Raw genomic sequence first — 13,886 nt, 5'->3', positions numbered from 1 at the left:
GGAACCCCGTCCGGCCGCGAGACGACGGCCCCGCGCCCGGACACGACGATTTCCGAACCATTTGACGAGGCCCTCCATGCAAGTTTCCGTTGAAGCCACTGGCAACCTGGACCGCAAGATGACCGTCCAGGTCCCCTCCGAACGCGTCGACACCGAGGTCGACAACCGCCTGAAGAACCTCGCCAAGCGGGTCCGGCTCGACGGGTTCCGCCCGGGCAAGGTGCCGCTCAAGGTGGTGCGTCAGCGCTACGGGGCCGGGGTGTACCAGGAGGTGCTCAGCGAAGTCCTGCAGGAGAGTTACCGCGAGGCGGTGCAGCAGGAGGGCCTGGAGCCGGCCGGCAGCCCGAGCATCGAGCCGAAATCGGTGGAAAACGGTCAGCCGATCGAGTTCGAGGCGTCCTTTCAGGTCTTCCCGGAGATCGAGGTCGCCGACCTGTCCGGGGTCGAGATCGAACGCCCGGTGGCCGAAATCGGTGACGAGGACATCGATCGCGTGATCGACACCCTGCGCGAACAGCACAAGGAATGGCAGGCGGTCGAGCGTGCGGCGGCCTCGGGCGACCGCATCACCCTGGACTTCCTCGGCAAGCTCGACGGCGAGGCCTTCGAGGGCGGACAGGCCGAGGACTTTCAGGTGGAGATCGGCAGCGGGCGGCTGCTGGCGGAGTTCGAGAACCAGCTCGAAGGCGTGAAAACGGGCGAGGAAAAGACCATCGAGGTCACCTTCCCCGAGGATTACCCGGCGGAGGTCCTCAAGGGCCGGACAGCGACCTTCGACATCACGGTCAAGGCGGTGGAAGAGGCCCGGCTGCCCGCGGTCGACGCGGCCTTTGCGGAGAAATTCGGCATCGAGGACGGCTCGGTGGAGAAACTTCGCGAGGATGTGCGGTCCAACATGGAGCGGGAGCTGAATCAGGCTCTGAAGAGCAAGATCAAGCAGCAGGTCATGGATGCGCTGGTGGAACGCCACGGCTTCGACCTGCCGGATGCCCTGGTGAAGTCCGAAATCAACCGCCTGCGCGAAGACGCCGAGAAGCGGTTCGGCGGGGCGGAGCAGACGCAACCGCTGCCGGACAGCCTGTTCGAGGAAGAGGCGAAACGGCGGGTGCGCCTGGGCCTGGTGCTGCGGCATCTGATCGACGACAAGGGCTTCGAGGTGGATCGCGAGCGGGTCGAGCAGGAGCTCGACAACATGGCCGCGACCTACGAAGACCCCGAAGAGGTCAAGCAGTACTACCGCACGCAGCCCCAGGCCATGCAGAACCTGGAGTCCATCGTCCTGGAAGACCAGGTGGTGGACTGGGTGGTGGAACAGGGCAACGTCACCGACAAGCCCACCACCTTCCAGGACGTAATGAATCCGAACAAGGAGTCGAGCGAATGACGCACGACATGGGCGATCAGGGCGCGCAGCATACCCAGGGCCTGAACCTGGTGCCGATGGTGGTCGAGCAGACCGCCCGCGGCGAACGCGCCTATGACATCTACTCCCGGCTGCTGAAAGACCGGGTGATCTTCTGCGTGGGGCCGGTCGAGGACTACATGGCCAACGTGATCGTCGCGCAGATGCTGTTCCTGGAATCCGAGAATCCGGACAAGGAAATCAGCCTCTACATCAATTCGCCCGGTGGTGCGGTCACTGCCGGCATGGCGATCTACGACACCATGCAGTTCATCAAGCCGCAGGTGTCCACGCTTTGCGTGGGCCAGGCGGCGAGCATGGGGGCGGTGCTGCTGGCCGGCGGCGCCGAGGGCAAGCGCTACGCCCTGCCGCATTCGCGCGTGATGATCCACCAGCCCCTGGGCGGCTTCCAGGGTCAGGCGACGGACATCGACATCCATGCCCGCGAGATCCTCAAGATCAAGGAAGAACTCAACCGCGTGCTGGCGAAGCACACTGGTCAGACGGTGGAACAGATCGAGCAGGACACGGATCGCGACCGCTTCATGACCGCGGCCGAAGCGCAGGAATACGGCCTGGTCGACAACGTGCTGGCCGATCGTGCGGAAGCCGGCGAGAAAGCCGGATCCTGATGCCTAGACCGCACGAACACTTGGCTCGTTTGCACCGGTCGGCGAAACGGGGCATGTTCGAAAGGAATTGCAATCCAATCGAGGGCAACGGATGAGCGACGACAAGACCCCTCCCGCGGACGGCAAGCTGCTGTACTGCTCCTTCTGCGGGAAAAGCCAGCACGAGGTGCGCAAGCTGATCGCGGGACCCTCCGTGTTCATCTGCGATGAGTGCGTTGAGCTGTGCAACGACATCATCCGCGAGGAAATGCAGGAGGCCGGCCAGACCGAGCATGCCTCGCTGCCGCGGCCCCGTGAAATCCGGGACACCCTGGATGATTACGTAATCGGCCAGAACGACGCGAAGAAGATCCTCTCCGTCGCCGTCTACAACCATTACAAGCGCATGGAGGCGCGGGCCGGCAAGGATGAAGTGGAGCTGTCGAAGTCCAACATCCTGTTGATCGGCCCGACCGGATCCGGCAAGACCCTGCTGGCGGAGACCCTTGCGCGGGTGCTCAACGTCCCGTTCACCATCGCCGACGCGACCACCCTGACCGAGGCGGGCTACGTTGGCGAGGACGTCGAGAACATCATTCAGAAGCTGCTGCAGAAGTGCGATTACGACGTCGAGAAGGCCGAGAGCGGGATCGTCTACATCGACGAGATCGACAAGGTGTCGCGCAAGGCCGACAACCCCTCGATCACCCGTGATGTCTCGGGCGAGGGCGTGCAGCAGGCCCTGCTCAAGCTGATCGAGGGCACGACCGCCTCGATCCCGCCGCAGGGCGGACGCAAGCATCCGCAGCAGGAATTCCTGAACGTCGACACCAGCAACATCCTGTTCATCTGCGGTGGTGCCTTCTCCGGCCTGGACAAGGTGATCCAGCAGCGGGCGGAGAAAGGGACCGGCATCGGTTTTTCCGCGGCGCTGGCAAGCAAGGACGAGGACGCCTCCTCGGACCGCTGGCTGAAGCAGCTGGAGGCCGACGATCTGGTGCGTTACGGCCTGATCCCGGAATTCGTCGGGCGTCTGCCGGTGCAGGCGACCCTGGACGAGCTCGACGAGGATGCGCTGATCACGATCCTCACGCAGCCGAAGAACGCGCTGATCAAGCAGTATGCACGGCTGTTCGAGATGGAGGGTGTCGAACTGGAGTTCCGCGACGATGCACTGCACGCGATCGCCGCGAAGGCGCTGGAGCGCAAGACCGGTGCCCGCGGCCTGCGGACCATCCTGGAGAACATCCTGCTGGACACGATGTACGAACTGCCGTCCATGGAGGGGGTCACCAAGGTCGTGATCGACGAGGCGGTGATCCGCGGGGACGCCGAGCCCTACCTGATATACGACAACACCTCGTACACCCGGCAGGCCGCCGCGGACTCCTGAGCGGGAAACATCGGCCGGGCGACCCTTGAAAGCCGCGCGGGTCGCCCCCATTTCCCCCCTACATTCGCCCAGCCCTGAGGGGGCCACATGACCGACGACCGTCCTTCCCAGAACGAGGTGGAATCGCCCGTGAAGCGCGTTGCGGTGCTGCCGCTGCGCGATGTCGTGGTGTATCCGCACATGGTCATTCCGCTGTTCGTCGGGCGCGAGAAATCGATTCGCGCGCTGGATTCGGCGATGGCAGAGAACAAGCAGGTCCTCCTTGTCGCGCAGAAGAGCGCCGAGGTGGACGAACCCGACGCCGGGGATCTCCACGAGATCGGGACCCTCGGCAACATCCTCCAGCTCCTGCGCCTGCCCGACGGCACCATCAAGGTGCTGGTGGAAGGCGCGCAGCGTGCCCGCGTGATGGATGTCTCCACCACCGGGGATCCGGAGCAGGAAGAAGACTACTTCGTCTCCGACATCAAGCTGATCGACGAGGAATTCGATACCGAGGACAAGGAACTCGAGGTCCTCGGGCGCTCCGCGCTGAACCAGTTCGAGCAGTACATCAAGCTGAACAAGAAGGTCCCGCCCGAGATCCTGACCTCGCTGGCCGGGATCGACGACACCTCGCGTCTGGCCGACACCATCGCCGCGCACATGTCGCTGAAGCTCGAGGAGAAACAGCAGGTCCTCGAGATCGCCAATGTGCGCCAGCGCCTGGAGCATCTGGTCGCCAAGATCGAGGGCGAGATGGACGTGCTGCAGATCGAGAAGAAGATCCGCGGTCGCGTGAAGCAGCAGATGGAGAAGTCCCAGCGCGAGTACTACCTGAATGAGCAGATGAAGGCCATTCAGAAGGAGCTGGGCGACCTCGAGGACGCACCCAACGAGCAGGAGGACCTGGCGGAAAAGATCGAAAACGCCGGGATGTCCGAAGAGGCGAAGAAGAAGGCGACCGCCGAGCTCAACAAGCTCAAGATGATGTCGCCGATGTCCGCCGAGGCGACGGTGGTGCGCAGCTACATCGACTGGCTGGTGTCGCTGCCGTGGAAGAAGAAGACCCGCGTCTCCAAGGATCTCAAGCGTGCCGAGAAGATCCTCAACGAGGATCACTACGGGCTGGAAGAGGTCAAGGAGCGCATCCTGGAATATCTCGCGGTGCAGTCGCGCGTGCGCAAGCTGAAGGGCCCGATCCTGTGTCTGGTGGGGCCTCCCGGCGTCGGCAAGACCTCGCTGGGGCAGTCCATCGCGCGGGCCACCAACCGCAAGTTCATGCGCATGGCGCTGGGCGGAGTGCGTGACGAGGCCGAGATTCGCGGTCACCGGCGCACCTATATCGGGTCGCTCCCGGGCAAGATCATCCAGAACCTGTCCAAGGTCGGGGTGCGCAACCCGCTTTTCCTGCTCGACGAGATCGACAAGATGGCCATGGATTTCCGTGGCGATCCGGCCTCGGCGATGCTCGAGGTACTGGATCCGGAACAGAACCACACCTTCAGTGACCACTACCTGGAGGTGGACTTCGATCTCTCGGACGTGATGTTCGTGGCCACGGCCAACAGCATGCACATCCCCGGGCCGCTGCTGGACCGCATGGAAGTGATCCGCCTGTCCGGCTACACCGAGGACGAAAAGGTCAACATCGCGCACACCTACCTGATCCCCAAGCAGATCAAGACCAACGGTCTGAAGAAGGGCGAGATCAACATCTCCGATGCGGCGGTGCGCGACGTGGTCCGCTACTACACCCGCGAGGCCGGGGTGCGTGCGCTGGAGCGCGAGATCGCCAAGATCTGCCGCAAGGTGGTCAAGCAGCGCACCCTGTCGAAGGGCAGGGACGCCGACCGCATGACTTCGGTGACGCCCAAGACCCTGGACAAGTACCTGGGTGTGCGGCGCTACCGCTTCGGCCAGGCCGACGAGGCCGACCGGGTCGGCCAGGTCACCGGGCTGGCGTGGACCGAGGTGGGCGGTGAATTGCTGACCATCGAGTCCTCGGTGGTGCCCGGCAAGGGCAAGACCCAGCAGACCGGCAAGCTCGGTGACGTGATGCAGGAGTCGGTCCACGCCGCGCTCACGGTGGTCCGGTCCCGCGCCGCCGCCCTCGGCCTGGAAGAGAACTTCCACGAGAAAAAGGACCTCCACATCCACGTCCCCGAGGGCGCCACGCCCAAGGACGGTCCTTCGGCCGGGATCGGCATGTGCACGGCCATTGTTTCTGCGCTGACGAACATCCCGGTCCGTGCCGATGTGGCCATGACCGGCGAGATCACCCTCCGCGGGCAGGTGCTGCCGATCGGCGGGCTCAAGGAGAAACTGCTGGCGGCGCATCGCGGGGGTATCCGTACGGTCCTGATCCCCGAGGAAAACGAGAAGGATCTGGTGGATATCCCGAAGAACATCAAGCAGAAGCTGGATATTCGCCCGGTGCGCTGGATCGACGAGGTCCTGGAAGTCGCCCTGGCCGAGATGCCGGAAGCCCGTACCGGCGAATCGGCGGAGGGCGAGGAGCCCGCCGAAGAAGTCGTCTCCGACAAGAAGAAACCGTCGCGGGGGCGTGGCCGGGTCCGGCATCACTGATCGGTCCGCACACCCGGGGGAGAGGGCCCGGGGGAGAGGGCTTTTGTCGAGCCGGTCGCAGGGAGCGGCGACCGGCGTTTGACACCATTTTCGCAGCCTTGCTATAACCCTGATCGCATTGTCCGGATCCGGCTGTCGAACCCATTCCCGTTCCCTGCACAGGCCGTGGCGGCATCGGCCCGGATTGTTGTAAGCTTGGCTCTGCCGGCTGCACGCCCGAGTCACCAAAACGATAAGGAACCGTTTCATGAATAAATCCGAATTGATCGACGCGATCGCCGCGGAAGCCGATGTTCCCAAGGCTCAGGCCGGCAAGGTGGTCGATGCCATGGTCAGCGTAATCGGGGATTCCCTTGCCAAGGGTGATCAGGTATCATTGGTTGGCTTCGGGACGTTCCTCGTCCGCGAACGTGAGGCGCGCACGGGGCGCAACCCGCGCACCGGCGAGACGATTCAGATCGCCGCGTCGAAAACGCCCGGTTTCAAGGCTGGCAAAGCGTTGAAGGATCGGGTAAACTAAAGAGCTTTACCGGGTGCTTAGCTCAGTTGGTAGAGCGTCGCCCTTACAAGGCGAATGTCGGCGGTTCGAATCCGTCAGCACCCACCAGGCGCAGACCTGCTCGATGCGGCTGCGCTGAAAAGAATACGGAGCGGTAGTTCAGTTGGTTAGAATACCGGCCTGTCACGCCGGGGGTCGCGGGTTCGAGTCCCGTCCGCTCCGCCATATTTCGAAAGGCGCCCTCCGGGGCGCCTTTTTTGTTGGTGCGTCCGACAGACGGCGGAGGACGCGCCTGCTACCATTGATCTGTTTTTCCTGCTGAACCCGAACGGACAAAACCAGCATGCTGCAAGCAATTCGAGATCGGGCGACCGGCTGGCTCGCCTACGTAATCATCGGCCTGATCGCGGTCCCCTTCGCCCTGTGGGGCGTGGGCGAATATTTCGGCGGAGCCGGCGACATCGTGGCTGCCGAGGTCAACGGCGTGGACATCGATACCCGGTCCGTGCATCAGGAGGCGCGCGCCCAGCGTGATGAGCTCCGCCGCATGTTCGGCGGCGAGATCCCGGACGAATTCGACGACGAGGGGATTCGGCTGCAGGCGCTGGAGAGCCTGATTCGCGAGACCCTGTTGCGTCAGGCGGCTGCTGATCTCGGGTTTACCGCCGCCAGCGAATCGGTGCGCCGCGAGATCCGTGCGATGCCGGTGTTTCAGGAGGGCGGGCAGTTCAGTCCCGAGCGCTATTCCCAGCTGCTGTCGGCCCAGCGCATCAGCCCCGCGGATTTCGAGGATGACATCGGTCGCTCGCTGGTGATGTCGCAGATCCAGACCGGGATTCGCGAGTCGGGGCGTTTCGATGAAGCCCTGGTGGACGAGTACGCCGCGCTGCGCAATCAGGTGCGCACGGTGAGCTGGCGGGTGTTCGCGGCGGAAGACTTCGATCGCCCCGGCGTGGTGGATGAGGACGCCGTTGAGGCGTACTACGAGGCGAATCCGGACGAGTTCACGACCGAAGAGCGTCTGCGGGTGGAGTATCTTCAGCTCGATCCGGCATCGCTGGAAGAGGCCGTCGAGCTGAGCGAGGAAGACATCGAGGAGCACTACCGTGCCAACCGGTCGCGTTACGAGGAACCGGAACTGCGTGATGTCCGGGTCATTCGCCTGGCGGACGAGGATGACGCCGAGGCACGGATTGGCGAGCTGCATCAACGGGTCGAGGACGGCGAAGATTTTGCAGAGCTTGCCGAGGAATACTCCGAGGACTCCCTGAGCGCGCCGCGGGGCGGACGCATGGGTGAGCTGGCCCGCGGGGATCTGGGATCGTCGACCCTGGAGACGGTGATTTTCAGTCTGCCCGAGGGGATGGTGAGCCAGCCGGTGCGGACCGATCAGGGCTGGTACATCATCCAGGTGACTGCGGTCGAGGATGCCCGCGCACAGCCGCTGGAGCAGGTGCGTGACGACGTGGAATCCGACCTGCGCGACCGGCGTGCCGAGCAGATGCAGATCGATGCGCTGGACGACCTGATGTCGCTGAGTGTCGAGTTCCCGGAAAGTCTGGAGCCCGCGGCCGAGGCGACCGGGCTGGAGATCCGCACGAGCGACTGGTTCACCCGCAACTCGGGCAGCGGGATCGCGGACTCGCGTTCCGTGCGCGATGCGGCCTTCGGCGAGCGGGTGCGCGAGCGCGGAGAGAACAGCGATGCGCTGGATCTTGATGATGGCTCGACGATCGTGCTGCGCGTGGCCGAGCGGGAAGAGGCGGAGCTGCGTCCTCTGGCCGAGGTCGAGGACGAGATTCGGGCCCGGCTGCAGGCCGAAGCGGCCGCCGACGCGGCGCGCGAAGCCGGCGAGGCCCTGCTGGAAGACCTGCGCGAGGCCGACGACTGGGCGGCCGCCATCGAAGACGAGGGCAGCTGGACGCGCTCGCGCGAGCTGCGCCGGGATACCCGCGACGGTGACGTGCCGGACGGCCTGGTGGCACCGGTGTTCCGTCTGGCCGCAGCCGAGGAGGACGCACCGCGGCTGGCGGGCCTGACGCTGTCCGGTGGTGACTTTGCCGTGGTGGCCCTGGAGGCGGTGCAGGCCGGGGGCATGCAGGAGGACCCGGCTCTGCGCCAGCAGGCCCGCGATCAGCTGCGCAACGCCTACGGCGGTGCCGAGATGCGTGCCTATCTGGAGTGGCTGGAGTCCGAGGCCGATATTCAGCGGTATCCGGAGAACCTGGATTAGAGGGAGTAGAGAAAGAGCCGGGCGGTACCCAGACCGCCCGGCCGCGCACAAAAAAGGCCCGGCCAGATGACTGGCCGGGCCTTTCTCGGTTCAGAGCCCCGGCAGCCGGCAGGCCGCTGCTTGTGGCCTAGCTGTCGAGGCCGATCTCGTGCTGGCCGAGGCCGACGGTGTTGTAGCCGGAGTCGACGTACATCACCTCGCCGGTGATTCCGGAGGCCAGGTCGGAGCACAGGAACGCCCCGGCATTGCCAACCTGATCAATGGTGACGTTGCGCCGCAGCGGGGCGTTGCTCTCGACATGGTCGAGGATGCGCTTGAAATCCCCGATCCCGGATGCCGCGAGGGTGCGGATGGGGCCGGCGGAGACGGCGTTCACGCGGGTGCCCTCCGGACCGAGGGTGTAGGCCAGATAGCGGACATTCGCTTCGAGGCTCGCCTTCGCCAGACCCATCACGTTGTAGTTGGGCATGGATCGCTGGGCGCCCAGGTAGCTGAGCGTCAGGATGGAGGCATCGCGATCCTTCATCATCGCGCGTCCGGCCTTGGCGAAGGCCGCCAGCGAGTAGGAGCTGACATCATGCGCGGTGCGAAAGCCGTCGCGCGTCATGTTGTCGAGGAAATCGCCGTCCAGTTCCTCCTTGGGCGCATAGGCCACGGAGTGAACCAGAATGTCGACGCCGTCCCAGTAGTCGTCCAGGTGCTCGAAGACCTGTTCGATCTCTTCGTCGCTCTCGACGTTGCAGGGGATCAGGATGTCCGAGTCGAAATCGGCGACCAGTTTTTCCACGCGGTCGCGCATCCGTTCGTTCTGATAGGTGAAGGCCAGCTCCGCGCCCTCCCGGTGCAGCGCCGCGGCGATGCCATAGGCGATGGAACGGTTGCTGGCGACCCCGACGACCAGGGCGCGCTTGCCGGTGAGAAAGCCCATGAAACTCTCCTTGCTGGTTTGATGCGATTGGCGTCGCGGACGCGTGTTTCCGGGATCATACCGATGTGCCCCGGGTCGGGCCAGCGCGTCAGGTGTCCGCGCGGGCCACGGTCGCGTCATCGTCGCGCTCGATGTGCAGGACCAGGGTCTCGCCGGCGCGGATGCGGTCGCCGTTAAGGCCGTTCCAGCGCCGCACGTCGTCCACCGAGACCTCGAAGCGCCGGGCGATGCCGGACAGCGAATCCCCCGGGCGGACCTCGTACTGCACCGTGCCTTCATCGCCGTGTGCCGCCGCGACCTGGAGTACATCCCCGGGCTGCAGGGTGGTGTCGCGCCCGAGGTCGTTGACCCGGCGCAGTTCGCTCAGGCTCATGCCGGTGGACTGGCTGATGGTCCAGAGGCTGTCGCCGCGGCGGACTTCGTATTCCGTCAGTGAATCCGCATCGCCGGCCTCGGCGACGGCGGTGGTGGCCCCGGCGTCGTCCCCGCCCACTGGCAGGCGCAGGGTCTGGCCCGCGCGAATCAGGTCGCCATTGAGATCGTTCATCTGCCGTACGACCGCGACCTCGGTGCCGGCGTCGCGTGCGATACGGCCGAGGTTGTCGCCCGCGCGCACGGTGTATTCGCGGAAACGCAGCAGCGGATCGTCGCCGTGTTCCGCCAGCGCGGTTTCCAGACGGTCCGCGGCTTCGGCCGGCACGAACAGGTGCCGCGCATGTTCGGGATGCGTGGCGTGCCGGTGGTAGCCGGGGTTCAGGCGTTCCAGCTCGGCGCGGTCCAGCTCGGCCATGTCCGCGACCAGGGCCAGATCCGCCTGGCGTTCCGGGCGGATGATCTCGAGTGCCGGTTCGTTGGCCACGGGGGTCAGGGTCACACCGTGTTCATCCGGGGCGCGGAACAGCTCGCGCAGGGCCAGCAGGCGGGGAACGTAGGCATGCGGTTCGGCCGGCAGGTCGAGGCTCCAGTAGTCGGTGTCGCGGCCCTGCGCGGCATTGGCATCCATCGCCCGGCGGACGTTCCCCTGGCCCCAGTTGTAGGCGGCCAGGGCGAGGTACCAGTCGTCGAAGCGGGAATGCAGGTATTCGAGATAGTCGAGTGCCGCCAGGGTCGACTGGTAGACATCGCGCCGGCCGTCGTACCAGTCGTCGCGGTGCAGGTCGAAATGATCCCCGGTGGACGGTATGAACTGCCAGATCCCGGCGGCACGTCCGCTGGAGGTGGCTTCCGGGGCATAGCCGCTCTCCACGATGGGAAGCAGCAGGAGTTCCGCCGGCATGTCGCGAGCCTCGAGCTCCGACAGGATAAAATAGGCGAAGGGTTCGGCCCGCCGCGTGGAGAGTTCGATGATCCGCGGCTGATCGCGATAATGGTCGAGATAACGCTGGACGCGATCGTGGTCGAGTTCGTCGCTGAAACCGTAGTTCAGCCGGGCACGTTCCCACAGGTCGTCGGTTTCGGCGGCACGCTTTTCCGCCTTCTCGGCCTGGCGCTGCATGGCGGCTTCGACGTCTTCGGTGTCGTAGGTGCGCGCCTGTGGCGTACGCGCCTCGGCCGGACTCCCGGCACCGGTGTCGGCAGTATCCAGTGACCGCTCGCGGTCGTGTAGGCTACAACCGGAGAACAGGGCCACGGTAACGGCGAGGGCCAGCGGGCGAACGGGGACAGCGGGGCATCGAAGTTTCATGGGGACGAAGGATAAACCAGCCAACCCGGAGCACCAAGCACGCGCACGCGATTGCCTCGCCCGGTGGTATGCCCAGCCTCAGGGCCAGCGGGTGCGCGCGCGCCTGCTGGACCGCATGCGCCGCCACGCGACCGGGAGCCCGCTGAACGTCGCGGTGGAGCTGGCGCCGGCGCCGTTGATGGATCCCGACGCCCCGGATCAGGCACGGGTCCTGCGCGTGGCGGGCCCGGGGGCGCAGGTCCGGATCGATCCGGAGTCCTGGGCGCTGGAATCCGCCGGGGCGCGGATCATCGTGCTGGGCCATCCCTGCAGCTGGAGTCCGGAGCCGCAGGTGGTGGTCAACGAGGCGGCCCGGGTCCTGGAGCCCGAGGGGCATCTGTTCATGCTGGAGGCCAACCGGCTGCACGGCGATCCGGAAGCCGGCCTGCGCCCGTCCCCGCTGCCCGAGGGACTGCGCAGCGTACGCTATCGCGGGATGCTGGCGGCCGCCGGCCTGGAAGTGCTGGAGCAATGGAACCTCAGCGTGCTGCCGCCCGGCCTGTCGGTGGCCTGGCAGCGCCGGCTGGCACGACTGGACCGCTGGGCCCTGCGTGGACTTCCCCCGCTGGCCGGGGTCATCCTGACCATCGCGCACAAGCGGGTGGAGGAGCCCCTGCGGCCGGCACGTGCGCTGCGCTTCGCGCCGCCGACGGGTGCTCCCGGCGTGGCCGTTTCGCGCGTATCATGCGCCGGCGAACGCGGCCGAACGAGGGACGGCAATGAGTGACGACGACGAGCAGGTGTACATCTATACCGACGGCGCCTGCCGCGGCAACCCCGGTCCCGGCGGCTGGGGGGCGGTGCTGCGCTACCGCGGGCACGAGCGCGAGCTGTACGGCAGCGAGGCCGAGACCACCAACAACCGCATGGAGCTGACCGCGGCCATCCGGGCGCTGGAGACCCTGCAGCGGCCCTGCCGGGTGGAGCTGGTCACCGATTCCAGGTACGTGAAGCAGGGCGTGACCGAATGGCTGCCCGGCTGGAAACGGCGCAACTGGCGCTCGGCCAGCGGCCAGCCGGTGAAGAACCGGGATCTTTGGGAGGCCCTGGATGCCGAGGCGGCGCGCCATTCGATCGAGTGGTACTGGGTCCGCGGCCACAGCGGGCACCCGGAGAACGAACGCGCCGACGAGCTGGCGAATGCCGGCATCGATGAACTCCTGAGCGGGGCGGCCAGCTGAGCCATCCGCGGGACGACCGAACTGAAGGGAACGCAACATGCGCCAGATCGTGCTGGACACCGAGACCACCGGCCTGGAACCGGCGGACGGGCACCGCATCATCGAGATCGGCTGTCTGGAGGTGGACAATCGCCGGCCGACCGGCCGGGTGTGGCATCACTATATCCAGCCGGACCGGGAGATCGACGCCGGTGCGGTGGCGGTGCACGGGATCGACAACGAGTTTCTCGCGGACAAGCCGCGTTTCGCCGATCTGGCCGGGGAATTCGTGGAGTTCGTGCGCGGGGCGGAACTGGTGATTCACAACGCCCCGTTCGACATCGGCTTCCTCGATCACGAGCTGGCGCTGCTGGGCGAGCAGGCGCCGGCGGGCTCCATCGGCGAGATCTGCGGGGTGCTGGATTCGCTGGTGCTGGCGCGGCGCATGCATCCGGGCAGCCGCAATTCGCTGGACGCGCTGTGCAAGCGTTACGGGGTGGATGCCTCGGACCGGACGCTGCACGGCGCGCTGCTGGACGCGGAGCTGCTCGCCGATGTCTACCTGGCGATGACCGGCGGGCAGGTGAGCCTGACCCTGGACAGCGACAGCGAGCAGGATGCGGGGGATCAGGCGCCGGCGCGGGCGCGGCGGTCGGGGCAGCCCCTGCCGGTCGTGGAGCCGTCGGCGGAGGAGGCGGCCGCCCATGCCGAGCTGCTGGCGGTGCTGGACGAGGCGGCCGGGGGTGCCTGCCGCTGGCGCGCGGCCCGCGAGTGAGGCCGCGTCAGCCGTTCTTCATGATGCGCGCGCGTTCGCGCTGCCAGTCCTTTTCCTTCTTGTCGGCGCGCTTGTCGTAGGACTTTTTGCCCTTGGCCAGGCCGATCTCCACTTTGGCCCGACCGCGTTTCCAGTACAGGGCCAGCGGGACCAGGGTGAAGCCGCGGCGTTCCACCGCACCGATCAGTCGGTTGATCTCGGAGCGGTGCAGCAGGAGCTTGCGCGTGCGGCTCGGATCCGGATTGATGTGCGTGGAGGCGGTGGGCAACGGAGTGAAATGGGCGCCGAACAGGTATGCCTCGCCGTTGCGCAGCAGGACATAGGCCTCGCTGATCTGTGCGCGGCCGGCCCGCAGCGACTTGACCTCCCAGCCCTCGAGGGCCAGCCCGGCTTCCAGCCGGTCCTCGATGTGGTAGTCGTGACGCGCGCGGCGGTTGAGCGCGATGGTACTGGAGCCGTCCCCGGCGGTTTTCTTCTTCTTGCCCATGGGGGCGGAGTGTACTCCAGGCGTCAACGGCGGGCATCCATGGACCGGCACTCAGTTGAGTGCCGGCCGGCCTTGGCTCACAATCCACGGGCAAAAACACGGAGATC

Annotated in this window: 12 protein-coding genes and 2 tRNA genes; 11 read left to right on the top strand and 3 right to left on the bottom strand. The window is 66.1% G+C overall.

Annotated elements, in window-relative coordinates:
• Nucleotides 1-76 precede the first annotated feature (76 nt).
• The 8 genes from tig to G020_RS0106200 all read left to right on the top strand — a co-directional run bounded on the left by tig (nucleotide 77) and on the right by G020_RS0106200 (nucleotide 8,706).
• Nucleotides 77-1,384 (top strand): trigger factor, encoded by a 1,308-nt coding sequence (gene tig / locus G020_RS0106235; protein ID WP_018946398.1) that lies wholly within the window; start codon nucleotides 77-79, stop codon nucleotides 1,382-1,384.
• Complete coding sequence (gene clpP, locus G020_RS0106230; RefSeq protein ID WP_018946397.1) at nucleotides 1,381-2,034, top strand: ATP-dependent Clp endopeptidase proteolytic subunit ClpP; 654 nt, start codon at nucleotides 1,381-1,383, stop codon at nucleotides 2,032-2,034. Before tig ends, clpP begins: the two co-directional genes overlap by 4 nt.
• A gap of 91 nt (nucleotides 2,035-2,125) precedes the next feature.
• Nucleotides 2,126-3,406: an ATP-dependent Clp protease ATP-binding subunit ClpX gene (clpX, locus tag G020_RS0106225; protein ID WP_018946396.1), complete on the top strand. Its 1,281-nt coding sequence runs from the start codon at nucleotides 2,126-2,128 to the stop codon at nucleotides 3,404-3,406.
• Between the two features lie 87 nt (nucleotides 3,407-3,493).
• Complete coding sequence (lon, locus tag G020_RS0106220; RefSeq protein ID WP_024329000.1) at nucleotides 3,494-5,974, top strand: endopeptidase La; 2,481 nt, start codon at nucleotides 3,494-3,496, stop codon at nucleotides 5,972-5,974.
• Nucleotides 5,975-6,206: 232 nt separating this feature from the next.
• A complete protein-coding gene (locus G020_RS0106215) occupies nucleotides 6,207-6,494 on the top strand; it encodes an HU family DNA-binding protein (protein ID WP_255349426.1) in 288 nt (95 codons plus the stop codon).
• Nucleotides 6,495-6,505: 11 nt separating this feature from the next.
• A tRNA-Val gene (locus G020_RS0106210) sits at nucleotides 6,506-6,581 on the top strand.
• 40 nt (nucleotides 6,582-6,621) lie between these two features.
• A tRNA-Asp gene (locus tag G020_RS0106205) sits at nucleotides 6,622-6,698 on the top strand.
• Between the two features lie 118 nt (nucleotides 6,699-6,816).
• Nucleotides 6,817-8,706 carry a SurA N-terminal domain-containing protein gene (locus G020_RS0106200; protein WP_024328999.1) on the top strand — a complete coding sequence of 630 codons (1,890 nt, stop codon included), beginning with the start codon at nucleotides 6,817-6,819 and terminating at the stop codon, nucleotides 8,704-8,706.
• A gap of 127 nt (nucleotides 8,707-8,833) precedes the next feature.
• Here the strand turns inward: G020_RS0106200 and G020_RS0106195 are convergent, their stop codons facing one another.
• Both G020_RS0106195 and G020_RS0106190 read right to left on the bottom strand, forming a co-directional pair.
• Nucleotides 8,834-9,634 (bottom strand): enoyl-ACP reductase, encoded by an 801-nt coding sequence (locus tag G020_RS0106195; protein WP_018870002.1) that lies wholly within the window; start codon nucleotides 9,632-9,634, stop codon nucleotides 8,834-8,836.
• 88 nt (nucleotides 9,635-9,722) lie between these two features.
• The gene (locus tag G020_RS0106190; protein ID WP_081647394.1) at nucleotides 9,723-11,318 is read right to left on the bottom strand and encodes a LysM peptidoglycan-binding domain-containing protein; all 1,596 of its coding nucleotides are present in this window, start codon (nucleotides 11,316-11,318) and stop codon (nucleotides 9,723-9,725) included.
• A 91-nt stretch (nucleotides 11,319-11,409) separates the two neighbouring features.
• On the opposite strand from G020_RS0106190, the gene G020_RS0106185 reads away from it, so the two are divergent.
• From G020_RS0106185 to dnaQ, 3 genes are read left to right on the top strand one after another with little or no spacing between them, the layout of a single operon-like run.
• Nucleotides 11,410-12,084 carry a hypothetical protein gene (locus tag G020_RS0106185; RefSeq protein WP_024328997.1) on the top strand — a complete coding sequence of 225 codons (675 nt, stop codon included), beginning with the start codon at nucleotides 11,410-11,412 and terminating at the stop codon, nucleotides 12,082-12,084.
• Complete coding sequence (rnhA, locus tag G020_RS0106180) at nucleotides 12,077-12,538, top strand: ribonuclease HI (RefSeq protein WP_024328996.1); 462 nt, start codon at nucleotides 12,077-12,079, stop codon at nucleotides 12,536-12,538. Before G020_RS0106185 ends, rnhA begins: the two co-directional genes overlap by 8 nt.
• 37 nt (nucleotides 12,539-12,575) lie before the next feature.
• Nucleotides 12,576-13,292, top strand: coding sequence for a DNA polymerase III subunit epsilon (gene dnaQ, locus G020_RS0106175; RefSeq protein ID WP_018946390.1), 717 nt, complete (start codon nucleotides 12,576-12,578; stop codon nucleotides 13,290-13,292).
• Nucleotides 13,293-13,299: 7 nt separating this feature from the next.
• Here the strand turns inward: dnaQ and smpB are convergent, their stop codons facing one another.
• Nucleotides 13,300-13,779 carry an SsrA-binding protein SmpB gene (gene smpB / locus G020_RS0106170; protein ID WP_024328995.1) on the bottom strand — a complete coding sequence of 160 codons (480 nt, stop codon included), beginning with the start codon at nucleotides 13,777-13,779 and terminating at the stop codon, nucleotides 13,300-13,302.
• Nucleotides 13,780-13,886 lie beyond the last annotated feature (107 nt).

The organism is Thioalkalivibrio sp. ALR17-21 (assembly GCF_000420185.1).
In the GTDB taxonomy this organism is placed as follows: Bacteria; Pseudomonadota; Gammaproteobacteria; order Ectothiorhodospirales; family Ectothiorhodospiraceae; genus Thioalkalivibrio; species Thioalkalivibrio halophilus.
Note: the sequence above shows the minus strand (reverse complement) of the source record. Positions and strands in the feature narration are given on the sequence as shown.